19 protein-coding genes are annotated in these 24,172 nt (G+C 70.6%); 1 reads left to right on the top strand and 18 read right to left on the bottom strand.

Going from position 1 to position 24,172, the window contains the following annotated elements:
* Nucleotides 1-48: 48 nt before the first annotated feature.
* Nucleotides 49-2,430: a TonB-dependent receptor plug domain-containing protein gene (locus LXT12_RS07750; RefSeq protein ID WP_233390926.1), complete on the top strand. Its 2,382-nt coding sequence runs from the start codon at nt 49-51 to the stop codon at nt 2,428-2,430.
* A 7-nt stretch (nt 2,431-2,437) separates the two neighbouring features.
* On the opposite strand, the gene LXT12_RS07745 is transcribed toward LXT12_RS07750, so the two are convergent.
* The 18 genes from LXT12_RS07745 to LXT12_RS07660 form a co-directional block, all read right to left on the bottom strand.
* Nucleotides 2,438-4,321 carry a potassium transporter Kup gene (locus tag LXT12_RS07745; protein ID WP_233390924.1) on the bottom strand — a complete coding sequence of 628 codons (1,884 nt, stop codon included), beginning with the start codon at nt 4,319-4,321 and terminating at the stop codon, nt 2,438-2,440.
* Nucleotides 4,322-4,485: 164 nt separating this feature from the next.
* Nucleotides 4,486-5,751 (bottom strand): glutamate--cysteine ligase, encoded by a 1,266-nt coding sequence (gshA, locus tag LXT12_RS07740; RefSeq protein ID WP_233390923.1) that lies wholly within the window; start codon nt 5,749-5,751, stop codon nt 4,486-4,488.
* Between the two features lie 68 nt (nt 5,752-5,819).
* On the bottom strand, nt 5,820-6,962 hold the full coding sequence (locus LXT12_RS07735) for a GGDEF domain-containing protein (RefSeq protein ID WP_233390922.1): 1,143 nt from the start codon (nt 6,960-6,962) through the stop codon (nt 5,820-5,822).
* A 54-nt stretch (nt 6,963-7,016) separates the two neighbouring features.
* Nucleotides 7,017-10,664: a hydantoinase B/oxoprolinase family protein gene (locus LXT12_RS07730; RefSeq protein ID WP_233390921.1), complete on the bottom strand. Its 3,648-nt coding sequence runs from the start codon at nt 10,662-10,664 to the stop codon at nt 7,017-7,019.
* A 103-nt stretch (nt 10,665-10,767) separates the two neighbouring features.
* Nucleotides 10,768-12,006: an MFS transporter gene (locus tag LXT12_RS07725; protein ID WP_233390920.1), complete on the bottom strand. Its 1,239-nt coding sequence runs from the start codon at nt 12,004-12,006 to the stop codon at nt 10,768-10,770.
* Between the two features lie 29 nt (nt 12,007-12,035).
* Complete coding sequence (locus LXT12_RS07720) at nt 12,036-12,836, bottom strand: putative hydro-lyase (protein ID WP_233390919.1); 801 nt, start codon at nt 12,834-12,836, stop codon at nt 12,036-12,038.
* A gap of 160 nt (nt 12,837-12,996) precedes the next feature.
* Complete coding sequence (locus LXT12_RS07715) at nt 12,997-13,902, bottom strand: LysR family transcriptional regulator (protein WP_233390918.1); 906 nt, start codon at nt 13,900-13,902, stop codon at nt 12,997-12,999.
* An 85-nt stretch (nt 13,903-13,987) separates the two neighbouring features.
* Nucleotides 13,988-15,514, bottom strand: coding sequence for an ammonium transporter (locus LXT12_RS07710; RefSeq protein WP_233390917.1), 1,527 nt, complete (start codon nt 15,512-15,514; stop codon nt 13,988-13,990).
* A gap of 34 nt (nt 15,515-15,548) precedes the next feature.
* A complete protein-coding gene (gene glnK / locus LXT12_RS07705; RefSeq protein WP_233370978.1) occupies nt 15,549-15,887 on the bottom strand; it encodes a P-II family nitrogen regulator in 339 nt (112 codons plus the stop codon).
* A 17-nt stretch (nt 15,888-15,904) separates the two neighbouring features.
* On the bottom strand, nt 15,905-16,660 hold the full coding sequence (locus LXT12_RS07700; protein WP_233390915.1) for a TorF family putative porin: 756 nt from the start codon (nt 16,658-16,660) through the stop codon (nt 15,905-15,907).
* A gap of 197 nt (nt 16,661-16,857) precedes the next feature.
* A complete protein-coding gene (locus LXT12_RS07695; protein ID WP_233390914.1) occupies nt 16,858-17,196 on the bottom strand; it encodes a DUF192 domain-containing protein in 339 nt (112 codons plus the stop codon).
* Entirely contained in the window at nt 17,193-18,053 is an 861-nt protein-coding gene (locus LXT12_RS07690) for a type II secretion system F family protein (RefSeq protein WP_233390913.1), read from the bottom strand. The genes LXT12_RS07695 and LXT12_RS07690 overlap by 4 nt, the downstream gene beginning before the upstream one ends.
* Before the next feature lie 73 nt (nt 18,054-18,126).
* Nucleotides 18,127-18,972: a type II secretion system F family protein gene (locus LXT12_RS07685; protein ID WP_233390912.1), complete on the bottom strand. Its 846-nt coding sequence runs from the start codon at nt 18,970-18,972 to the stop codon at nt 18,127-18,129.
* Entirely contained in the window at nt 18,969-20,723 is a 1,755-nt protein-coding gene (locus LXT12_RS07680) for a TadA family conjugal transfer-associated ATPase (protein WP_233390910.1), read from the bottom strand. Before LXT12_RS07680 ends, LXT12_RS07685 begins: the two co-directional genes overlap by 4 nt.
* Nucleotides 20,723-22,189: a type II and III secretion system protein family protein gene (locus LXT12_RS07675; RefSeq protein ID WP_233390909.1), complete on the bottom strand. Its 1,467-nt coding sequence runs from the start codon at nt 22,187-22,189 to the stop codon at nt 20,723-20,725. The genes LXT12_RS07680 and LXT12_RS07675 overlap by 1 nt, the downstream gene beginning before the upstream one ends.
* 111 nt (nt 22,190-22,300) lie before the next feature.
* Nucleotides 22,301-23,290, bottom strand: a complete 990-nt coding sequence (gene cpaB / locus LXT12_RS07670) for a Flp pilus assembly protein CpaB (RefSeq protein WP_233390908.1) — start codon at nt 23,288-23,290, stop codon at nt 22,301-22,303.
* The gene (locus tag LXT12_RS07665; protein ID WP_233390907.1) at nt 23,287-23,466 is read right to left on the bottom strand and encodes a hypothetical protein; all 180 of its coding nucleotides are present in this window, start codon (nt 23,464-23,466) and stop codon (nt 23,287-23,289) included. Before LXT12_RS07665 ends, cpaB begins: the two co-directional genes overlap by 4 nt.
* Entirely contained in the window at nt 23,463-24,170 is a 708-nt protein-coding gene (locus LXT12_RS07660; protein WP_233390905.1) for a hypothetical protein, read from the bottom strand. The genes LXT12_RS07665 and LXT12_RS07660 overlap by 4 nt, the downstream gene beginning before the upstream one ends.
* Nucleotides 24,171-24,172 lie beyond the last annotated feature (2 nt).

Below are 24,172 nucleotides of genomic sequence, written 5' to 3'. Positions count from 1 at the left end.
GTCTTAGGCTCACGGCCTTTGCCCTCTCTGTCCGCCCCCCGCCCTCGCATGCACAAGCCCCGCCTCATTGCCCTCGCCGCCTCTCAAGCCCTGCTCGCTGGCGCCGCGCTCGCCCAGGCCGCGCCCAAGGCCCTGGATGCCGTCGTCGTGACCGGCACGCGCGCCAAGGACCGCACGCTGGCCGACACCGCCGTGCCGGTGGACGTGCTCGGCCGCGACGAACTGCTGCGCGCCGCCGGGCCGGACGGCAACCTGGCCGCCGCGCTGCAGGCCCTGCTGCCCTCATTCAACTTCCCGCGCCAGTCCAACTCGGGCGGTGGCGACCACGTCCGCGCCGCCCAGCTGCGCGGCCTCTCGCCCGACCAAGTGCTGGTGCTCGTGAACGGCAAGCGCCGCAACACCTCGGCCGTGGTGAACCTGGAGTCCAAGACCGGCAAAGGCACCAACCCGGTGGACTTCAACACCATCCCGCTGTCGGCCGTGGCCCGCATCGAGGTGCTGCGCGACGGCGCCGGCGCGCAGTACGGCTCGGACGCCATCGCCGGCGTCGTCAACATCATCCTGGACGAGCGCCAGGCCGGCGGCGAACTGTCGATCGAGCTCGGTGCCTTCCACACCCGGTTCGCGCCGACGGGCCAGCGCATCACCGACGGCCAGACGCAGTCGGCCAGCGTGACCCAGGGCTGGGCGCTGGGGAACGAAGGCTTCCTGCGCGCCGGCCTCGAAGGCCTGCACCGCAACCCCACCAACCGCGCCGGCCAGGACGAGCTGCCGCCCTGGGAAGACCAGAGCGCGGCCAACCTGGCCACCGTCGGCAAGCGCAACTACGCCCCCGGCGAGCCGGCCACCCACCAGTGGCAGGCCTGGTTCAACGGCGCGGCCGACCTGCAGCCCGGCACGCGGGCCTATGCCTTCGGCACCTGGCAGCAGCGCCGCACGCTGGGCGCGGCCTATTTCCGCTACCCGGACAGCAGCGCCAACGTGAAGGCCGTCTACCCCGACGGCTACCGCCCGCAGACGACGGGCGACAACCGCGACCTGCAGCTGGTGGCCGGGCTGAAGGGCCAGTGGGGCGGCTGGGACGTGGACGCGGCGCTGAACCACGGCCGCAACGACTTCGACTACGGCGTTCGGCACACCATCAACGCCTCGCTCGGCGCCGCCAGCCCGCGGGAGTTCCACCTGGCCGACTTCGGCAGCCGCCTGACCGCGCTCAACCTCGACCTCAGCCGCGAGCTGCCGCTGGCGGGCGTGGCCCGGCCGCTGACGCTGGCCTGGGGTGTGGAGCTGCGGCGCGACGCCTTCGTGACCGGCGCGGGCGATGCGGCGTCCTACGAGGTCGGCCCGCTGGAGGCGCCGGCCGGCGCCCAGGCCGGCCCGGGCCTGCAGGCGGGCGACGCCACGCGCCGCAGCCGCCGTGTCGTCGGCGCCTACCTCGACCTGAGCGCCGACCTGACGCGCGACTGGCAGGCCAACCTCGCCCTGCGCCACGACGACCACAGCGACTTCGGCGGCGCCACGACCGCCAAGCTGTCCACGCGCCTGGCGCTGGACCGCACGCTGGCGCTGCGCGGCGCGCTGTCGAGCAACTTCCGCGCGCCGTCCCTGGCTCAGCAGGGCTTCGCTTTCACCGTGACCGACCGCGGCGACGGCGGCGCGCTGAGCCAGGTTCGCACGCTGCCCGTGGACCACCCCGTCGCCCGCTACCTGGGCGCCCAGGACCTGAAGGCCGAGACCTCGCGGAACGCGAGCCTGGGCCTGAGCTGGCAGCCGGGCAAGGCCTGGTCGACGACGCTGGACGCCTACGCCATCCGCGTGAAGAACCGCATCACGCTGTCGCAGCGCATCAGCCGCGATGGCCTGGCCGCGGAGCTGGCCGCGAAGTTCGGTACCCCGGGCATCGACGGCGTCAACTTCTTCACCAACGCCCTGGACACCCGCACCCGCGGCGCCGACCTCGTCACCCAATGGAGCGGTGCCGCCCTGGGCGGCGAATTGCGCCTGGGCTGGACGGCCTCGTTCAACCGCACGACGGTGCGCGGCGGTGGCAACGTGGGGCTGGAGGAGATCAACACGCTGACCGATGCCGCGCCGCGCCAGCGCCACATCCTCAGCGCGAACTGGCAGGGCGGCGTCTGGGGCCTGCAGGGCCGGCTGACGCGGCACGGCAGCACGACGCGGGTGTTCGACTTCGGCGACGGCTTCGTGCCCACGCAGACCTATGCCGCCGTCTGGCAGCTCGACCTGGAAGCCCAGGTACAGGTCAGCCAGGCGCTGAATCTCAGCTTCGGGGCCGTCAACGCGACCGACCGCTATCCCACGCGTTCCATCCCCGACATCAGCTACTTCGGCAACTTCCCCTACGACGTGCTGTCGCCGGTGGGCTTCAACGGCGCCTACTACTACGCCCGGGCACGGCTGAGCTTCTGAGCCGGCCTCAGATCTCCACCTTGGAGCCCAACTCGACGATGCGGTTGGCCGGCAGGTGCAGGAAGTCGGCCGCGGCGGCGGCGTTGCGGTGCATGCTGGCGAAGAGCTTCTCGCGCCACAGGGCCATGCCCGAGCCGATGGTCGGGATGACGATGTCGCGGCTCAGGAAGTAGCTGGTCTCCATCTCGTCGAGCTGCACGCCGTGCTTCTTCAGCAGGGCCAGGGCCTCGGGCACGTCGGGCTCGTTCTTGAAGCCGAAATGCAGCGTCACCTGCCAGCAATGGTGGCCCAAGGCCTCGACCTCGCAGCGCTTCTCGAACCCGACCCAGGGCACCTCGTGGTGCTTGACGGTGACGAAGACGTTCTGCTCGTGCAGCACCTTGTTGTGCTTGAGGTTGTGCATGAGGGCGTTGGGCGTGACGCCGCGTTCCGCGGACAGGAAGACCGCCGTGCCGGCCACGCGCGTGGGCGGGTTGATGAAGACGGCCTCCAGGAAGGCGGGCAGCTCGATGGCGTCCTCGCGCAGCTTGTCCGACAGTAGCTTGCGGCCCTGCTTCCAGGTCAGCATCAGCGTGAACATGCCGATGCCGATCATCAGCGGGAACCAGCCGCCGGCCGCGACCTTGAGCAGGTTGGAGGCCAGGAAGGTGGCGTCGATGACGAAGAAGGCCCCGGTGGCGGCGATGCACAGGGCCAGCGGGTAGTTCCAGCCGTAGCGGATGACGAAGAAGGTCATCACCGTCGTGATGGTCATGTCGATGGTGACGGCCACGCCGTAGGCGCCGGCCAGCTTGGTCGACGACCCGAAGAACACGACCGCCAGCACGACGAGGGAGAACAGGCCCCAGTTGATGAAGGGCACGTAGATCTGGCCGATGTCGCGCACGCTGGTGTGCAGGATGCGCAGGCGCGGCAGGATGCCGAGCTGGATGGCCTGCTTGGTGACGGAGTAGGCCGCCGTGATCAGGGCCTGGGACGCCACGATGGCCGCCGCCGTGGCGAGCAGGAAGAGCGGCATCTCGGCCCAGGACGGCGCCAGCAGGAAGAAGGGGTTCTCCACGCCGCGCGGGTTGTCCAGCAGCATGGCGCCCTGGCCGAAATAGTTCAGCACCAGCGAAGGCATGACGACGCCGTACCAGGCGATGCGGATGGGCTTCTTGCCGAAGTGGCCAAGGTCGGCGTAGAGCGCCTCGCCGCCCGTGACGACGAGGACGACGGCGCCCAGGGCCACGAAGGCGACCCAGCGGTAGCGCAGGCAGAAGTCGACGGCGTGCATGGGGTTCATGGCCGTCAGCACGTGGGGGTTCTCGAAGATGTGGGGCAGGCCCAGCGCCGCCAGGGCCAGGAACCACAGCAGCATCACCGGCCCGAAGGCCTTGCCGATGCCCCCGGTGCCGAAGCGCTGCACCGAGAACAGCCCCACCATGACGATGAGTGTGAGCGGCAGGATGGCGTCGTGGTACTGGGGCTCGTAGACGTCGATGCCCTCGACGGCGCCGAGCACCGTCATGGCCGGCGTGATGACGGCGTCACCGAAGAAGATGGCCGTGCCGAACAGGCCCACCATCAGCAGCAGGCGCCGCAGCGGCGGCTTGTCGTTGACCGCGTTGGTGGCCAGCGCCAGCATGGCGATGAGGCCGCCTTCGCCGTTGTTGTCGGCGCGCAGGATGAGCAGCACGTATTTGACGGAGACGACGACCGTCAGCGTCCAGAACAGCAGCGACAGCACGCCGAGGATGTTCTCCGGCGTCGTGGCGACGTGGCCGCCGTGGAAGACCTCCTTGAGCGCGTACAGGGGGCTGGTGCCGATGTCGCCATAGACCACCCCGAGCGCACCGAGGGTCAGGCCCGCCAGCGCCGTGCGGCTGTGGGCCGGTTGGGAAGAACTCACGTCTCATGGGCCGCCGGTCCAAGCCGGGGCCTGTTGTTCGAAAGTGCGGATTCTGCGCTCGGTTTGGCGGTTTTGTGCAGTGCAGCAAAGTCACGCTTCCGAGGCTTGACGGCGCCCTCCCGGGCAGCGTAGGCGAGCCCGCCGCCGCACCGGCGGGCGGGCGCTCACGCCGCTTCGGCCTCGGCTTGCGGGTCGGTGGCCTCGAGCTCGTAGCTGGCCGCCAGCATGGCCAGGCGGCCGATCACGCCGTACATGTAGAAACGGTTGGGCGCGCTGACGCCGGGCTTCTCGCCGGGGCGTGGCAGGTGGGGCGACTCGGCGAAGGCCAGCGGCACGTAGCTGGCGCCGGGCGCATTGAGGTTCTCGTCGATGCCGCGGTGGGCATGCACGCGGTAGTAGCCGCCGATGACGTAACGGTCCATCGTGTAGACCACGGGCTCGGCCACCGCCTGGTGGACCCGCTCGTGCGTCGGCACGCCTTCCTGGACGATGACCTCCTGGCCGAGGTCCTCGGGCAGGCGCTCGGCGAGGGCCTCGATGTCCTTGGCGTCGCGCAGCGTCAGCACCGGGCGGCCGAAGCTGCCCACGTCGCTCTTGACGATGACGAAGGGTTTCTCGTTGATGCCGTATTCCTTGTACTTGCGCCGCACCTTGGCCAGCTGGGTGTCGGCAGCCGTCTGCAGGGCTTCGAGGCCCTTCTTGCCGTGCAGGTCCACGCTGGTGAACATCGGGGTGATCAGCCAGGGGTCCATGCCCAGCAGCTTGGCGAAGCGCTTGGCTACCTCCTCGTAGGCACGGAAGTGCTGGCTCTTGCGCCGCACCGTCCAGCCCGCGTGCAGGGGCGGCAGCAGGTATTGCTCGTGCAGGCCCATCAGTTGGGGCGGCGTGCCGGCCGAGAGGTCGTTGTTCAGCAGGATGGTGCAGGGGTCGAAGCCCTTGAGCGTCAGCCGGCCGCGCTTGCGCACCAGCGGCTCCAGGGTGATGCTGCCGCCGCTGGCGATGGGCAGCTCGGTGGGCTCGGTGACGGTGGTGTCCAGCGTGCCGAAGCGCACGTTGAGGCCGGCCTGCGTGAAGATGCGCGCCAATGTCGCCAGGTTGTCGAGGTAGAAGCTGCAGTTCTCGCCCGTCTCGGGAATGACCAGCAGGTTGCGCGCCTCGGGGCAGATCTTCTCGATGGCCGCCATCGCGGCCTGCACGGCCTGGGGCAGCATCTGGGCGGTGAGGTGGTTGAAGCCGCCCGGGAAGAGGTTGGTGTCGACGGGCGCCAGCTTGAAGCCGGCATTGCGCAGGTCGACCGAGGCGTAGAAGGTGGGGGTGTGCTCCATCCATTCGAGCCTGAACCAGCGTTCCGTCGCCGGCATGGACTCCAGGATGCGGGCCTCCAGCTCGTTGATGGGGCCGTTCAGGGCGGTGATGAGATGCGGAACCATGGCCGAATGATGTCAGAAGCAGGCGCGCGACCTTGCGCGGCGGACCTACGTGGGGGCGCGCCGGCGGATCACAAGACGCCGTCCGCATGCAGGGTGCGGCCCCGGCCCGCGCGCTTGGCGCGGTAGAGCTGGTCGTCCGCGCGCGCGATGGCGGCGGCCAGGCTCTCGCCTGGCTGCACGCGCACCGCGCCCGCGCTGAAGTCGGCCGGGAAGCCGAGGCTGGCCTCGCAGCGCCGCCGCAGCGCCTGGTGCAGCCGGCCATCCAGCCGGCCGAAGGCCTCGGGCTCGCAGTGGCGCAGCAGCAGGCAGAACTCCTCGCCGCCGTAGCGGCCGACGAGGTCGCTGGCGCGCAGCTCGCCGCGCAGCACCTCGCCGGCGAGCTTGAGCACCTCGTCGCCCGCCGGGTGGCCGTGCTCGTCGTTGACGCGCTTGAAGTGATCCAGGTCCAGCATCATCAGCACGGCCGCGTCGCCGGCGGCGTCGGTCGCCCGGGCCGCGCCCAGGGCCCGGCCGGCGCGCTGCATCCATTCGCGGCGGTTGAGCAGGCCGGTCAGCGGGTCCAGCGACGCCAGCCGCACCAGGGCCTGCTCGGCCTCGTCGCGGTGGGCCAGCAGGAAGCCCATGGTGCCCAGCACCAGGCTGGCGTTGAGCAGCATCAGCGACGCGAAGTTGAGCGGATGCGGGGCGATGAAGCGCGGGTAGATCTCAGGCCAGCCCAGCACCAGCACGGCCCGCGCCAGCACCAGCAGGCCGTTGGCCGCGCCGGCCACGCCGCACAGCCAGCGCCAGCGCACGCGGCCGGCGCCGCGCAACAGCAACAGGCTGCCCCAGAGGATCTGCGCGCCGATGGCCAGGTTGGTGAAGCCGGTGGCGAGATGCTCGTCGGCGAACACGGCCGCATGCACCACGCCCAGGCCCAGCGGCACGGCCACCAGCGCACGGCGCGGCGCCGCCCGGCCCAGGAAGCGGCAGGACGTCAGCACCATGGCCGACGCCGAGGCGCTGAGTGCCATGACGCCCAGGGTCGCCAGCAGCCGCGGCGAGGCCAGCGTCGCAGCGATCAGCAGGCCGAAGCCCACCGCCTGCCCCAGCAGCATGAACTGCCAGGCCTGCAGGCCGCTGCGCGCGCGCAGGCCTACGCTGACGACCAGGGCGAGGCTCATCAGCAGCGCATTCACCAGCACCGCGGCCAGCAGGGTCACGACATCCATGCCGGCCAGCATAACGGCCGGTCCCGGCGGGCAGGCCGGGACGGCGGCGCGGCGTCAGCCCGTCGTGCCGTAGCCCCCGCCGCCCGGCGTGCGGATGACGAAGACATCGCCCGGCGCCATCTCGGCCTGGCCGATGTGGCCGAGCACCTCGACACGCCCGTCGGCGCGCTCGACGAGGTTCTCGCCCGGCGCGCCGGCTGCACCGCCGGCCATGCCGAAGGCCGGGTGGACGCGACCGTTGCTGAGGATGGACGCCGTCATCGGGGCGAGGAAGCGGATGCGGCGCTCGCCGCCGTCGCCGCCATGCCAGAGGCCGGCGCCGCCTGATGCGCCGCGTATGGCATAGCTGTCCAGCCGCACGGGGAAGCGGAACTCCAGCACCTCGGGGTCGGTCATGCGCGAGTTGGTCATGTGGGTCTGGACGACGGCCGTGCCGTCGAAGCCCGGGCCCGCGCCCGAGCCGCCGGAGATCGTCTCGTAGTACTGGTGCTGCGCGTCGCCGAAGGTGAAGTTGTTCATCGTGCAGCCGCTCGCCGCCATCACGCCCAGCGCCCCGTACAGGGCGTTGGTGACGCACTGCGAGGTCTCGACGTTGCCGGCCACGACGGCCGCCGGCGCGCGTGGGTTGAGCATGCAGCCCTCGGGCACGATGACCTCGATGGGCTTGAGGCAGCCGGCGTTCAGCGGGATGGCGTCGTCGACCAGCGTGCGGAAGACATACAGCACCGCGGCCATGGTGATGGACTTGGGCGCGTTGAAGTTGTTGGGCAGCTGGGCGCTGGTGCCGGTGAAGTCGACGACGGCGCTGCGGGCAGCGGCATCGACCCGCACGCGCACCTGGATGCGCGCACCGTTGTCCAGCGGCAGCGTGAACTCGCCGTCCTTGAGCACGGAGATGACGCGCCGCACCGAGGCCTCGGCGTTGTCCTGCACGTGTTGCATGTAGGCCGCCACGGTGTCGCGGCCGAACTGGGCCACCATGGCCCGCAGCTCCTGCACGCCCTTCTCGTTGGCCGCCACCTGGGCGCGCAGGTCGGCGAGGTTCTGGGCCGGGTTGCGGCTGGGGTAGGGGCCGCTGGCCAGCAGGTCCAGCAGCTCGGCCTCGCGCAGCCGCCCCGCCTCGACGAGCTTGAAGTTGTCGATGAGCACGCCCTCCTCCTCGATGCAGGTCGAGAACGGCGGCATGGAACCCGGCGTGATGCCGCCGACGTCGGCATGGTGGCCGCGGCTGGCGACGAAGAAGTCGGGGCGCATGCCGCCGTCAAGGAAGACGGGCGTGACGACGGTGATGTCGGGCAGGTGGGTGCCGCCGTGGTAGGGGTCGTTGAGCACATAGACGTCGCCCGGCGCAATGTGCGGGTTGCGCTCGATGACGGAGCGGATGGACTCGCTCATCGAGCCGAGATGCACCGGCATGTGGGGCGCGTTGGCGATCAGCTGGCCGTGCGCATCGAAGAGGGCGCAGGAGAAGTCCAGGCGCTCCTTGATGTTCACCGAGTAGGCGGTGTTCTGCAGGCGCAGGCCCATCTGCTCGGCGATGTTCATGAAGAGGTTGTTGAAGACCTCCAGCATCACCGGGTCGGCCTCGGTGCCCAGGGCCTGGCGGCGGGTGCGTGGCTGCACGCGGGTCAGCAGCAACTCGCCGCCAGGCAGCAGCTCGGCCTGCCAGCCGGGGTCAACCACCGTGGTCGCATTGCGCTCGGCGATGACGGCCGGGCCGGCGATCTGCGCTCCCGGCGCCAGGGACTCGCGCCGGTGCAGCTCGGCCTCGCGCCAGCCGGCCGGGACTTCGTCCGCCAGGCAGTACATGGCGGCCCGCTCCAGCGGCTGTGGCCGGTGGGGTGTCGCCTCGGGCGCGGCGGGCGCCGATGCCAGCTCGGCGCCCGCCGCCAGGGCTTCGACCGACACCGCTTCGATGACCAGTTCGCGGTCAGGCATGAGGAAGGCGAAGCGCTGGCGGTAGGCCACCTCGAACTCGTCCCGCATGGCGGCGATCGCCACGCTCTCCGGCTCGCCAAGCGGCAGCATGCAGCCGAGCGCCGTGTCCGTGCCCTGGTAGCGGAGCTGGGCACGGGCCACGCTGCGCAGCGCCGCGGCGGGCACGCCCTGCCCTGCCAGTTCCGCGCAGGCCTGCTCGGCGAGCTCGCCGGCCAGCCTGCGCGCGGCCGCGAGGCCCCCCGTGTCCAGCGGGCGCTCGACGGACGCCTCGCGCATGGCGGACTGGTCCGCGAGGCCCATGCCATACGCGCTCAGCACGCCAGCGAGCGGGTGGGCGAGGATGCGCGTCATGCCGAGGGCATCGGCCACGAGGCAGGCGGCCTGGCCGCCTGCGCCGCCGAAGCACTGCAGCGTGTAGCCGGTGACGTCGTAGCCCCGCGCCACGGAGATGCGCTTGACGGCGTTGGCCATGGCGCCCACGGCGATCTGCAGCGCGCCCGCGGCCACCTCCTCGGGCGTGGACGGCCTGCCCGCGCGGCCCATGGCATCGGCCATGTCGGTGAAGCGCGCCCGCACGACGTCGCGGTCCAGCGGCTGGTCGGCACCGGGGCCGAAGACGCGCGGGAAGTGGGCCGGCTGGATGCGCCCGAGCATGACGTTGGCATCCGTCGTCGCCAGCGGTCCGCCGCGGCGGTAGCTGGCGGGGCCGGGGTTGGCGCCGGCCGACTCCGGCCCCACGCGCAGCCGCGCACCGTCGAAGCGGATGACGGAGCCGCCGCCGGCCGCCACGGTGTGGATGCTCATCATGGGCGCGCGCATGCGCACGCCAGCCACCTCAGTGTCGAAGGCGCGCTCGAACTCACCGGCGAAGTGGCTGACGTCGGTGGACGTGCCGCCCATGTCGAAGCCGATGACCTTGCCGTGGCCCGCCGCCTGGGCGGTGCGCACCATGCCGACGATGCCGCCGGCCGGTCCGGACAGGATGGCGTCCTTGCCCTGGAAGCGGCTGGCCGCGGTGAGGCCGCCCGAGCTCTGCATGAAGAACAGGCGCACACCCGGCATCTGGCTGGCCACCTGCTCGACGTAGCGGCGCAGGATGGGGCTGAGGTAGGCGTCGACGACGGTGGTGTCGCCGCGGGGCACGAACTTGATCAGCGGGCTGACCTCGTGCGAGACCGACACCTGGGTGAAGCCCACCTCCAGCGCCAGGGCCTTGGCGGCCAGCTCGTGGGCCGGCGCGCGCCAGCCGTGCAGGAAGACGATGGCACAGGCGCGCAGGCCGGCGGCGAAGGCGGCCTGCAGGTCGGCGCGCAGGGCGACCTCGTCCAGCGGCTCGACCTCGCGACCCTGGGCGTCGCTGCGCTCGCGCGCTTCGACGACACGCTCGTAGAGCAGCTCGGGCAGCTGGATATGTCGCTCGAAGAGGCGGGGACGCGCCTGGGTGGCGATGCGCAGTGCGTCGCGGAAGCCCGCCGTCGTGACCAGCAGCGTGCGGTCGCCACGCCGCTCGAGCAGGGCGTTGGTGGCGACGGTGGTGCCCATCTTCACGCAGTCGACGCGCTCCGGCGTGATCGCCTCGCCCGGCTGCAGGCCGAGCAGGCGGCGGATGCCCTCGACGGCGGCGTCACAGTACTGCTCGGGGTTCTCGGACAGCAGTTTCAGGGTGTGCAGCGAACCGTCGGGCGCACGGCCGACGAGGTCGGTGAAGGTGCCGCCGCGGTCGATCCAGAACTGCCAGCGTTGGGGGGCGGGATGGGCTTGCATGGGAGGTTGCTCAGGACGATGGAAAGGCGAGCCCGCCCCGCGGCCCGGTCGGGCTGCGGAGAGGCATCGGTGACGGAGGAGGAAGGCGGCCGGGGCAGCGGCCTCAGGCCATGGCGGGCCGCAGCTCGCGGCCCCGGGTCTCGGGCAGGGCCAGGGCAGCGACGATGACGAGGCCGTAGCAGAGGGCGGCCACCCAGCCCAGGGTCTGGCCCAGCGGCTGGGTCGCGCTCAGCTGGCCGATCAGCGCGGGGCAGAAGGCGCCCACGGCACGGCCCACGTTGTAGCAAAAGCCCTGGCCCGAGCCGCGCACGTCGCTGGGGAAGAGCTCCGACAGGAAGGCTCCCATGCCCGAGAAGATGCCCGACAGGAAGAAGCCCAGCGGGAAGCCCAGCACCAGCATCATCGAGTCGGTGATGGGCATCTGCGTGTAGCCCAGCACCAGCGCGCCGCCCATGAAGGCGAAGAGCATGAAGCAGCGGCGGCGGCCGATGGCGTCGCTGAGCCAGGCGCTGGCGAGGTAGCCGGCGAAGGAGCCGCCGATGAGCACCAGCAGGTAGCCGCTCGTGCCGAGCACCGAGAGGTGGCGCTCGGTCTTCAGGAAGGTCGGCAGCCAGGTCGTGACGGAGTAGTAGGCACCCTGCATGCCGGTGGCCAGCAGGCTGGCGAGCACGGTCTGGCGCAGCAGGGCCGGAGAGAAGATGCGCAGGAAGCTGGTGCGCTGCCCGGTGGCCTTCACGCGGGCCTGCTCGGCGCGGTAGACGGCGGGCTCGTCGAGGTTGCGGCGGATGTAGAGGATGAGCAGCGCGGGCAGGATGCCGATCCAGAACAGCACCTTCCAGGCGGTCTCGGGCGGCAACACCGAGTACAGGCCCCAGAAGGCCAGCGCCGAGGCGGCCCAGCCGATGGCCCAGCTGCTCTGCACCAGGCCGGCGGCCTTGCCGCGGTGCTGGGCCGCGATGGTCTCGGCGATCAGCACCGAGCCCACCGCCCACTCGCCACCCATGCCGAAGCCCTGCATGGCGCGGGTGAAAAAGAGCTGGCCGAAGGACGAGGTGAAGCCACTCAGGGCGGTGAACGCCGCGAACCACAGCACCGTCCACTGCAGCACCCTCACGCGGCCGAAGCGGTCGGCCAGCACGCCCGCCGCCCAGCCGCCGATGGCCGAGGTGATCAGCGCGCCGGTGGCGATGTAGCCGGCCTCGGCCTTGCTCATGCCCCAGGCCGCGATCAGCGTGGGGATGAGGAAGGTGTAGATCATGTAGTCGAAGCCGTCCACGCCGTAGCCGGCGAAGGTGGCGGTCAGCGTCCGGCGCTCGGCCGGCGTGGTGTGTTTGAGCCACATGTTGTCGTTTCCTCTTGTCGTGTTGTCGATCAGTGGCCGGCCAGCTCGCGGTTGAACAGGTCGGTCACCAGCATGTGGCCCGGCGCATGGGTGATGCAGAACGGCAGCCGGGCGTTGGCGATGGCGGCCTGGGGCGTCACGCCGCAGGCCCAGAACACGGGCAGTTCGTCGGCCCTCACCTCGACCGGGTCGCCGTAGTCGGGCCGGGCGAGGTCGCGGATGCCGATGAGGGCGGGGTCGCCCAGGTGCAGGGGCGCGCCGTGCACCTGGGGCAGGCGCGAGGTGATCTGCACGGCGCGGATGGCGTCGGCCGCGCGCAGCGGGCGCATGGACACGACCGTCGGCCCGCTGAAGGGACCGGCGACGCGCGTCGGGATGGCGCTGCGGTACATGGCCACGTTGCGGCCCTGCTCGACGTGGCGCAGCGGGATGCCTTCGGCCAGCAGCGCATGCTCGAAGGAGAAGGAGCAGCCGATGACGAAGGTGACGAGGTCGTCGCGCCACCAGCGGGCGATGTCGGTCGGCTCGTCGACGAGTTCGCCGTCGTGCCAGACGCGGTAGCGCGGCACGTCATGGAGCAGGTCGAGGTCGGCGCCCAGGGCCGGCACGGCGGTTTCGCCCGGGGCGGTCACCGCGAGCAGCGGGCAGGCCTGGGGGTTGAGTTCGCAGAAGCGCCGGAAGTCGTCCGCGACGGCGGCCGGCAGGATGGCGAGGTTGGCCTGCACGTGCTCGGCGGCCAGGCCGCTGGTGTGGCCGGTCAGCCTGCCGGCGCGGGCGGCGAGGCGGATGTCGAGGGCCGAAGCGGCGGGCGAGATCGCGAGGTCTGACATGGGGTCTCCCGGGTCACAGGCCGCATGGCAAGCGGCATTGCGGCGCATTGTGGGAGTCGGCCCGGCAGGCGATCCAACGCAATATTTGCGGGCTAGTTCATCGTTTTTTTCGATGACGACAACAGGTATTTCGCTTACTAGATTCGGTGCCGCGCCGGCATCAGGACTTTCCCGACCGTGCTCGGGTGCCGCCATGGACGTGCGCCAGAGCCGAGTCGAGCACCGTCTCGACGAGGTCGGAGCTCGGGTCCTCGCGGTAGCTGGCGTGGATGGGCAGCGGCGGGAGCGTGGCGTCGCTGCGCAGCACCTGCAGCGGCGCCCGCTGCGCCATGGGCTGGACGACGGCCAGCGGCAGCGTCGCGATGCCCATGCCGCCCTCGACGAGGCGCACCATGGCCGAGATGGACGACACGGCATGCACCCGTGGCAGCGGCAGCCCCGCCTCCTGAAAGAGCTGTAGCAGGGCCTGATGCGGCTGCGACCCGCGCTGGAAGGTGAGCAGGTCCTGGCTGGCGAGGTCGGCCAACGGATAGCGCCGCCGCGTGTGCAGCTCGCGGTGGCCGACGAAGCCCATGGCCATGGCGGGCAGAGGCCGGGTGCGCACGCCGCCGCCGTCGCTGGCCGGGATGGCGGCGAAGACGAGGTCCTGCGCCCCGCGCCTCACCTGGTCGACCAGCACGGGCGAGGTCTCCACCGTCAGCTCCAGTTCGAAGCCGGGGTTGGCCGCGCGCATCTGCTGCAGCCAGTCGGTCAGCCAGCTGTGCACGACCGACTCGATGGCGCCGATGCGCAGGGCGACGGGCCGCGCCGCGTTGCCGCCCATCTCTTCCTTGACCTGGCGCTGCATCTCCAGCAGGCGCTGGGCCAGCACGTCGAAGCGCTGGCCCGCCATGGTCAGGCGGAACTGCTTGTCGCGCCGGTCCAGCAGCACGACGCCGAGCTCCTCCTCCAGCGCCGCGATGCGCGCCGACAGCGCCGACTGCGTGATGTGCAGCTTCTCGGCGGCGCGCGTGATGCTGCGCAGGGACACGGCCCAGTGGAAGGCTTCGACAAAGCGGAGGTTCATGGCGCGCAATTATTTGGACAAGCAGCGCACAAATAAAAAGCCGCCCCGAAGGGCGGCTCGTGCGATGCGCGTGGCGCGCCTCGGATCACTTGTGATAGGCCGTCTCGCCGTGCGAGGAGATGTCCAGGCCTTCGCGCTCTTCCTCTTCCGTCACGCGCAGGCCGATGGTCATGTCGACCAGCTTGTAGGCGATGAGGGAGACCACGCCCGACCAGACGATGGTCACGCCCACGGCCTTGGCCTGGGTGATGAACTGGCTGGCGATGGAGTAGGCGTCCGGCGCGATGGCCGTGGCCGTCACCCAGTCGCCGACGGCGCTCGGGCCGCCCAGGGCCGGGCTGTTGAACACGCCGGTCAGCAGGGCACCGACGATGCCGCCGACGCCGTGCACGCCGAAGACGTCCAGCGAGTCGTCGGCACCGAGGATCTTCTTCAGGCCCGACACGCCCCACAGGCAGGCGAAGCCGGCGATGAAGCCGATCACCAGGCCACCGCCGATGCCGACGTTGCCGGCGGCCGGGGTGATGGCCACGAGGCCGGCGACGGCGCCCGAAGCGGCACCCAGCATCGAGGCCTTGCCCTTGAGCAGCGCCTCACCGATGCACCAGGCCAGCACCGCAGCGGCCGTGGCGGCGAAGGTGTTGATGAAGGCCAGGGCGGCGAAGCCGTTGGCTTCCAGCGCGGAGCCGGCGTTGAAGCCGAACCAGCCCACCCACAGCAGCGAGGCACCGACCATGGTCAGCGTCAGGCTGTGCGGCGTGAAGGCTTCCTTGCCGTAGCCGATGCGCTTGCCCACCATGAAGGCGCCCACCAAGCCTGCAACGGCGGCGTTGATGTGCACGACCGTGCCGCCGGCGAAGTCCAGCGCGCCCCACTGCCAAATCAGGCCGGCCTTGGCGTTCATCGCGTCGACGACTTCCTTGCCGGTGTAGGCGTCCGGGCCCATCCAGAACCACACCATGTGGGCGATCGGCAGGTAGCTGAAGGTGAACCACAGCACCAGGAAGGCCAGGCAGGCGGAGAACTTGATGCGCTCGGCGAAGGCGCCAATGATCAGGCAGGCGGTGATGCCGGCGAAGGTGGCCTGGAAGGCGGCGAACACCATCTCGTACATCGGCACACCCTTGCTGAAGGTGGCGCCGGTGGCGAAGGTGCCGGCCACGTTGTCCCAGATGCCCTTCATGAAGAGCCGGTCGGTGCCGCCGATGAAGGCATTGCCCTCGGTGAAGGCGAAGCTGTACCCGTACAGCACCCACAGCACGACGATCAGCGAGAAGCCGACCATCACCTGCATCAGCACCGACAGCATGTTCTTGCTGCGCACCAGGCCGCCGTAGAACAGGGCCAGGCCCGGCACCGTCATCAGGATGACGAGCAGGGTGGACAGCATCATCCAGGAGGTGTCGCCCTTGTTGGGCACGGGCGCGGGGGCGGAGGCGGCATCGGCCGGCGCGGAAGCCGCGGCGGCAGCGGGCGCCGAGGCCGCATCGGCCGCGGGTGCGGTGGCAGTGGCGGCAACGGCCGAGGCCGGCGCCGAGGCCGCGTCCTGGGCCCAGGCGGCCGGCGCGAGCAGGCCGGCGGCGAGCGCGAGGCCGGCGAGGAGCTTCTTCATTTGAGGTTTCTCCAGACTGTGGTTATGGACGCGCTCAGAGCGCGTCGTTGCCGGTTTCGCCGGTGCGGATGCGAACGACCTGATCCAGTGGCGACACGAAAATCTTGCCGTCGCCGATCTTGCCGGTGCGGGCCGAGGACTCGATGGCCTCGATGACACGGTCGACGACGTCGTCGTTGACGGCCGCCTCGATCTTGACCTTGGGCAGGAAGTCGACGACGTACTCGGCGCCGCGGTAGAGCTCGGTGTGGCCCTTCTGGCGGCCGAAGCCCTTGACCTCGGTGACGGTCAGGCCCTGCACGCCGATGGCGCTGAGCGCCTCGCGGACTTCGTCGAGCTTGAAGGGCTTGATGACGGCAGTGATGAGTTTCATGTCGCGCTCCAGTGCAATCAGAAGGTCTTCTTCAAGCCGACGACCAGCGTGGTCTTGCCCAGGAACTTGCCGTTGGCCGGGCTGGCGTAGAAGGTCTTGTCGGCATCCGTGCCCACGACGGCGGCGCTCAGCACCAGGCCGGAGAAATCCTTGGCCAGGGTCAGCGAGTAGTCGGTGTAGGAGGCGACCGAGGTGTGCTTGACGGTCTGGTGGCCGACGTGGGGCGACAGCGTCATGCCGTCACCCAGGTCGAAGTTGGCCGTCACGTCGAAATAACCCGAGTTCTTGCTGTTGACGTTGCCGAACAGGTTGGTCGTGCTGTGCGAGTACTTGGCCGTCACGGGGCCGAAGCTCAGGGCGCCGTAGAGCTCGAAGGTGTTGGCGTTGGCGAAGCCCGACACGTCCTTGAGCTTGTTGCTCGGGTAGAGGTAGTACAGGCCGCCGACGTCCAGCGTCAGGCCCTTGGCCACTTCGGTCTTGTAGCCGCCGTAGAGGTCGATCTCGACGTCCGCGTCACCGCCGGGGATGTCCTTGATCCACTTGATCGTCGAGGCCCAGGTGCCGACGTAGAAGCCGCTCGGGGCGGCGTAGTCGATGCCGCCCTGCAGGGCCGGCTTGAGGCGGCTCTGCGAGATGCCGCGGTAGCGGTACTCGGTCACGGCGCCGACGTTGAACGACAGCGGATCGGCGGGGGCGGCAGCCTCCTCGGCAAAAGCCGGCAGCGCGGCGGCCAGGGCAAGCGCCAGCGCGAGCAGCTTGGGGGACGACTTCATGGCGGATCTCCAGTTCAAGTTGGGGGGAAAGCAGTCCCGCCGTTCTTTGCAGCTTCCGTGCCAAGCGCTACGGCTTGTCACATTGCACGAAACTGGGCCGCCGGTGCCCGGGATGCAGGCAGGCGCACCAAACTCGAACACGCCCGGCCGCGCCAGGCACCGCGGCGGTGCACTGCGCAGAGACTGGGCGGCAGGAATCAGCCCAGGGCCAGTAGCCGGCCGGGGCGCAGGGCCAGTTCCCCGGCGAGGCCGGCGCGCAGCTCGACCGTCGCATGGGCCCGCCAGCAGGCGGCGAAGCGCCAGGGCCGCAGGTGGGGAACCAGCTTGAGGATGCGGCCGGAGGCGTCGACGAAGGCCACGTCCAGCGCGATGCCCATGCCCAGCATGTGCACGGAGTTGCAGGGCGTGATCCACAGCCCCGCCGGGTCGTCCAGGCGGTTCACGCCCAGCAGGCCGCGGGCGCGCTGGTGCCAGCGGTCGGCCAGGCGCAGCCGCACGCCGGCCGGCCGGCCGTCGACGAACAGCCGCTGGCTCACAGCCCCGACGCCATGAACTTCATGACGATGGGGAAGCCCAGCACGATGAAGGTGCAGGGGAAGATGAACATGATCAGCGGCCCGAGCATCTTGACGGGCGCCTCCATGGCCAGCTTCTCGGCGCGCAGGAAGCGCTCGGTGCGGCGCTGGTCGCTCTGGGCGCGCAGCACCGGCCCGAGGCTGGAGCCCATCAGCTCGCCCTGCACCAGGGCGCTGACGAGGCTGGACACGGGCGAGTAGTCGAGCCGGTCGGCCATGGCGCGCAGGGCCTCGACGCGCGGCTTGCCGCCGCGGATGTCGCGCAGCACGCGGTTGACCTCGACGAGCAGCGGCCCGGGCGGGCAGCGGTCCACCGCCTTCTGCAGCGCGCCGGTGAGGTTGAGGCCGGCTTCGACGGACAGGGTCACGATGTCGAGGAAGAACGGCAGCGCTTTGAGGATGAGGAGGTTGCGCTTGAGGGTGTGGTCGCGCAGCCAGATGTCGGGGTAGGCGAAGCCCAGCAGGGCGCCGAGCAGCAAACCGACCAGCTTGGTGGAGTCGCTGGCGAGGATGACGCCGATGGCGCCGAAGCCCAGGGCGCTGACCAGCTTGCCGCCCATGAACTGCTCGGGCGTCAGCGAATACTCCTGGCCGGCCCGCTTGAGGCGCGCGAGCAGGGCCGCCCGCTTGGTGGCGCCCATGAAGCCGCCGAAGCTGTTGGCCATGATGTTGACCACCGGCCACAACAGCTCGAAACCGCGCGGCGGCCGGTCGCGGTAGACCGTCTCGGCGCTGCCGAGCTGGCGGTAGAGCTGCCAGATGGCATAGATGAGCAGGCTGACGCAGCCCGCCGCGCAGAGTACGAAGAGGTAACTCATGATGGATGCACCCTTCGCGCTGCGCGCTGTCCCGCCAGGCGGGAGCGAGCCCCTTCGGGCGGCCGTGCGGGGCTCATACGTCGATGCTCACGATCTTGCGGATGAAGACGCCGCCGAGCATCAGCAGCACGCCGATGACGGCCATGGTGCCCCAGCCGTAGTAGGTGCTGAACATGGGCGTCATGGCGACGGGGTCCATGGTGTAGAGCACGCCGGCGAGGAAGATGGGCAGCAGGCCGACGACGATGCCCTGCAGCTTGCCCTGGGAGGTCAGGGCCTTGATCTTGCCTTCCATGACGGCCTTGGAGCGCAGAGTGTTGGCCAGACGTTCGAGGATCTCCGACAGGTTGCCGCCGACCTCCTTGGCAATGGTCAGGGCCGAGACGAAGAGGTTGACGTCCTCCAGCTTGAGGCGCTCGGACAGCCCCCGCAGCGACTCCTCCAGCGGCAGGCCCAGCCGCTGCTCGCGCAACAGCACCGAGAACTCCTGGGACAGCGGCGCGGCCGTCTCCTTCACGACCAGCTCCAGCGCGGCCTGCAGGCCCGCGCCGGCGCGCATGGCGCCGGCCATCATGGTCAGGCCGTCGGGCAGCTGCAGGATGAGCTTGTCCATGCGGCGCTTGCGCAGCACCGTCCAGGTCACGCGCGGCATGACGGCACCGGCCACCGCCGCGACCACCGCCAGGAAGCCCGAGCCGGTCACGACCCAGGTCAGCAGTGGCAGGGCCAGGAAGGCCGCGAGGTTGAGCTTGAACAGCGCACCCGGGTCGATGAAGACGAACATGTCGGTCAGCGACACGCGGGCCGTCTCGGTGAAGCGCTGGCGCCAGGCGACGAAGGCCCCGCGGCTCCAGATGGCCAGCGTCAGCACCGCGCCCAGCACCAGCAGGGCCAGCAGCAGCTGGTCCAGCGCATTCATGCCTTGACTCCCGACATCTGCACGTCGTCGAAGATGGCCATGTCCAGGGGCACGCCGACGGCGGCGAGTTCCTCGTAGAACTCGGGCACCGCGCCGCGGCCGACGAACTTGCCCACGGTCTTGTTGTTGGTGTCGCGGCCGGTCTGCACGAAGGCGAACACCTCCTGCAGCTGGATCTTGCCGCTCTCCACACCGGTGACCTCGGTGATGGAGGTGATCTTGCGGGTACCGCAAGCGAAGCGCGTCTGCTGCACGACGATGTCCACGGCCGAGGCGATCTGCTCGCGGATGGCCGTCACCGGCAGGTCCATGCCGGCCATCAGCACCATCACCTCCAGGCGGGCCAGCATGTCGCGCGGGCTGTTGGCATGGGCGGTGGTGAGGGAGCCGTCGTGGCCGGTGTTCATGGCCTGCAGCATGTCCAGGGCCTCGCCGCCGCGGCACTCGCCGACGACGATGCGGTCGGGCCGCATGCGCAGCGAGTTCTTGACCAGCTCGCGGATGGGCACCGCGCCCTTGCCCTCGACGTTGGCCGGCCGGGCTTCGAGCGACACGACGTTGGTGTGGTGCAGCTGCAGCTCGGCCGCATCCTCGATGGTGACGATGCGCTCGTCGTCGGGGATGAAGTTGCTGAGGATGTTGAGCAGCGTCGTCTTGCCGGAGCCGGTGCCGCCGGAAATCAGCATGTTCTTCTGGTGCACGACACAGACGCGCAGGAACTCGATCATGGCCGGGCTGGCCGAGCCGAACTTGAGCAGGTCGCTCGAGTCGAGCTTGCGCTTGCTGAACTTGCGGATGGTGATGGACGGCCCCTTGAGGGCCAGCGGCGGGATGACGGCGTTGACGCGCGAGCCGTCCTTGAGCCGCGCATCCACCATGGGCGAGCTTTCATCGATGCGCCGGCCGATGGGCGCCACGATGCGTTCGATGATGCCCTGCACCGCGCGGTCGCTCGTGAAGTTCACGGGCCAGCGCTGCAGCTGGCCGGCCCGCTCGACGAAGACCTCGTCGCAGCGGTTGACCATGATTTCCGTGATGGTCTGGTCGGCCAGCAGCGGCTCCAGCGGCCCGAGGCCGATGGCCTCGTCGCGCACCTGCTCGAGCAGGGCGCGCCGGTCCAGGCCCTCGGGCAACTCGTCGCCCAGCTTGAGCATCAGCTCGCCGATCAGGCGTTCCGTCAGCTCGCGCAGGTCCTCGTCGGCCATGCGGTGGGTGTCGGTGCGGCGCACGTCGAAGGCCTCGAGCAGCTTCTCGTGCAGCAGGCGGCGGTAGCGGTAGGTGAGGTCGGCGGCCGGCGTGTGGCCCTCCGAGGGTTTGGCGGCGTGGCCGTTCGCATGCTCGTTCGCATGGCCATTCGCGTGGCCGCTCACACGTCCGTTCGCGTGCCCGTTCGCCGCCGCCAGCGGTGCCGGCGCGCTGGCCGCGAAGCCCGAGTCCTCGGCGTCGTCCTGCGCCTCGCCCTGCCCCGACCACGCCACCTCCAGGCCGTGGCTGCCGATGCGCACGCGGTCGCCCGCCTGTACCACCGTCGCGCCGCTGACGCGCTCCTCGTTGACGAAGGTGCCGAAGGTGGAGTCCAGGTCGCGGATGTAGACGCGGTCGCTGGCGACGAAGAGTTCGGCGTGGCGGCGGCTGACCTTCCAGCCCGGGATGACGATGTCGCAACCGGCGTCCTTGCCGATCATGCAGCGCGGGCCGGCCAGGGCCAGTTCGCGCTGGCTGCCCTGGGCTTCGAGTCGGACCTGCAGCATCACGGCGCCTCCTTCTTCGTCTCTTCCGGCGGCGGGTCGGTGCGCACGCCGTGCATGAACTGCGGCGGCTTGAGTTCGCGCTCGACGCGCTGCTTGTTCTGCTGCGACAGGTCGGCCGTGGAGCCAACCTCGGGGTCGACGGCGCCGGGCTCCAGCACCCGCGGCGTGGCGATGATGAAGAGCTCGGTCTTCTCGGTCGTCACTTCCTTGGATCCGAACAGGGCGCCGATCAGCGGCAGGCGCCCGAGGCCCGGCACCGAGTTGTCGCTGCGTTCGGAGCGGGTGCGCAACAGGCCGGCGATGACCAGGGGCTCGCCCGCCTTGAGCCGCACCTGGGTCTGGCTGCGGTTGGTGGTGAAGGCGATGTAGCCGAGGTTGCTGTTGCGCGTGTCGGGCTGGCTCACCTCCACCATCAGCGAGCTGTCGACGTTCTCCATCGGGTCGGCCTGGGGCCTGAACTCCAGCCTGACGCCGTATTCCTTGTACTGCACGCTGATGGCGCCATTGCCCTGGGCCACGGGAATGGGGATCTCGCCGCCGGCCAGGAAGGTGGCCGTGCCGCCGCTGCGGCAGCTCAGCCGCGGCTCGGCCAGGGTCCAGGCGTCGCCGCGCTGCTCCAGGAACTGCAGGGCCGAGCTGATGGTGGTGGCCAGGCCCAGGTAGCTGCGGATGGGGTTGGCCGTGTTGACGGCCGGGAAGCCGGCCGTGGCGTCCGGCCGCCAGGGCGTGTTGCTGTAGATGAGGGCGTTGCTCGCGAAGGTCGGGCCATTGGCCGTACTGGCCCAGCGGATGCCGAGTTGGTCCAGGGCCGAGCGCTTGACCTCGACGACGCGCAGGTCGAACTGGATCATGCGTTCGAGCTGCAGGGGGTCGGCGTCCATGGGCTGGTCGGGCACCAGGCTCAGGATCTGCGGGAAGTTGGCGGCCAGGCGGGCCAGCTTGACGGCGCTCTCGCGGTCCTGGTGGCGGCCTTCCAGCACGATGCGGTCGCCGATCTGGCGCGCCTTCAGGCCGGGGAACTCGGCGATCATGGCCTGCAGCTCGGCGGCGATGCGGCCCGGGCGGGCGGCGACGACGTCCAGCGGATGCGAGATCTGGCGGCCGTTGCGCAGCCAGACGTGCATGGTGGTGTTGCCGGTGGCTTCGCCGATGAGCACGATCTCGCGGTCGTCCACCACGGTGGCGCGCAGCAGGGCGCCATTGCCCAGGGCGATGCGGGCGACGCCGGGGTAGCGCATGGTCACCACGTCGCCCACCGCGATGGTCTGCGGCAGGCCGGCCTCGACCTTGACGGGTGCCGCCGCGGCGCGGGCCGCGGTGCCGGACATGACGCCGCTCGCCGCGGGTGCGACCTCCTGCACGGTGCCGCCCCGGGCCGCAGGCGGCCAGGGGTTGGGGGCGGCAGGCGCGGCCTGCTGGGCCTGCACGGCGACATGAGCCGCGAGGCCGAGGGCGAGGCCGAACATCCATGAACGGAGATCACTGAGACACACGAAAACGCTCCAGGGTAGGCAGGGACGCCGGCCGCACGACGGCGGTCGGCACGGAAGACGAGGCCGGCAGGCGCCGCACGTCGGTCAAGGCAGGGCCGCGCTCTTGGTGGCCGCGCCGCTGGGCGGCAGGGCGCCGGGGTTGATGACCGGCGGCGTGAAGGCCGGGGCATTGGTCCGGGGCGCGGGGCCGGCGGCCGGCGCGGCGGCGAGGCCGGCGGGCGTCAGCGCGCGCCCCAGGGCCTCGACGACCTGCTTCTGCACCGAGGCCGGGCCGCCGCCGCCGCCGACGATGTATTCCACCTGCAGCGGCTGGCCGGAGATGGCGCCGCGCTGGCTGCCGAAGAGCCCGGCGGCGGTCAGTGCATGCGTGGGGTTCGGGGCCTGGTCGTCGGGATGGCGCAGCAGGGCCGTGAGGCGCCCGGCCTGCTTGGCGACGATGAGGCGCTGGGCGTCCTGGGGCGAGAGGTCCAGCGTGACGGTGCTGAAGCTGTGCTCCTGGCCGGTCCTCTCGTCGCGGCGCTTGAGGTTCTGGTCGGTGGCCAGCACGACCATGTTGGACAGCAGGGTGCGCGTCACCTCCTCCTGGCTGTCGCCGGAGGAGCGCTGGCTCAGCATCAGGTCGATGCGGTCGCCGGGGCGCAGCATGCCGGAGACGCTGTTGACGGTGTCGACCTCGAAGGTCATGGCCCGGCGGCCGTTCTTCAGCGTGGCCGAGAACACCGTCGTGCCGGCGCCTTCGGCGTGCACGGGCAGCAGCATGTCGCCGCGCTTCATGCCGACGGCCAGGCGCTGGTATTCGAGCTGGCTGAAGGCCTCGGGCGTCAGCGCGTCGGCGTTGACGAACTCGCGCGGCACCTGGCGCACGGCGAAGTTGTCGGCGGTGAGCGCATCGCCGGGCGAGAGGTCGCGCTTGGCGACGACGACGGCGATGGGCTGGTTGGCGCGCCGCGCCTCCTCGTCCAGGGCCTGCATGTGTCGCTGCACCATGCGGTTGCCGAGGAAGGCGGCGCCGCCGCCCAGCAGCAAGGCCACGAGGAGCAGCAGCCAGTTCTGGTTGATGCGGGGGAGGTTCACGGCAGGGACAGGAAGTAGGTCAGGTTTTGGAAGAACAGCCGGACGGCTTCGGCGAGGTACTGGGCGCCGGTGCGTCCGCCGAACTCGACGACGAACAGGGCCAGGATGAGCCCGGCCGCGACGACGAGGTATTCGACGGCGGCCTGGCCGCGCTCAGGGGGCTGCGGGGCGTTCATGGTTCGCCTTCGAGCAGGTTGAGGGTCAGGGCCAGGGGCTCGCGCGGGCCGGCCTGGGTGAGGACGATGTCGACGCTGGACGTGCCCTTGTCGAAGCTGGCCAGCCACTGGCGCTGGCCCGGGGCGGCGCGGTCGAACACCGCGCGCCAGCCGGCGCGGCTCCAGTGCTGGCGCAGGCGCTGCTGGATGATCTCGAAGCTGGCCTCGCCGCCGAGCTGCACGAGCTGGCTGCGGCGCGGCCCGTCGCGCGTCTCGCTGACCTGGGTCACCTGCAGCGGCGTGAGCACCGGCAGGTTGCGCGGCACGTAGTCACGCTGGGCGTCGCGGTAGTTCATCTGGCTCAGCAGCGCGCGGCTGCCGCCGCTGCCGTCCTTCTCGACCTGCACGACGAGCTGCAACGGGTCCTGCTGCAGCGTCAGCTTGCGCCAGGGGCCCTGCTCGCTTTCCAGCGGCGCCACGCTGCCGCCGTAGCGGCGCCAGTCGCGCTTGAAGTAGGCCAGCAGCTCGTCGGCCGAGAGCTGGGAGCGCAGCTCCAGCACCTGCATGGGCAGGCCGTTGACGCGCGCGTCGCGCAGCACCCAGGTGGACTCGGTACGCGGCGGCAGGCTCAGCGGCAGCCAGGCCGCTCCTGCGGCGGCCGCCCCCGCGCCCGCCAGCAGCCATATCCCCAAGGCGGTCTCGGCCGCCCTTCTTGCCTGGCGCACGT

The sequence above is a fragment of the Pelomonas caseinilytica genome (assembly GCF_021353235.1).
GTDB classification, from domain to species: domain Bacteria; phylum Pseudomonadota; class Gammaproteobacteria; order Burkholderiales; family Burkholderiaceae_C; genus Pelomonas; species Pelomonas caseinilytica.
The sequence above is the reverse complement of the archived record's forward strand: the minus strand, read 5'-3'. Positions and strand labels throughout refer to the sequence as shown.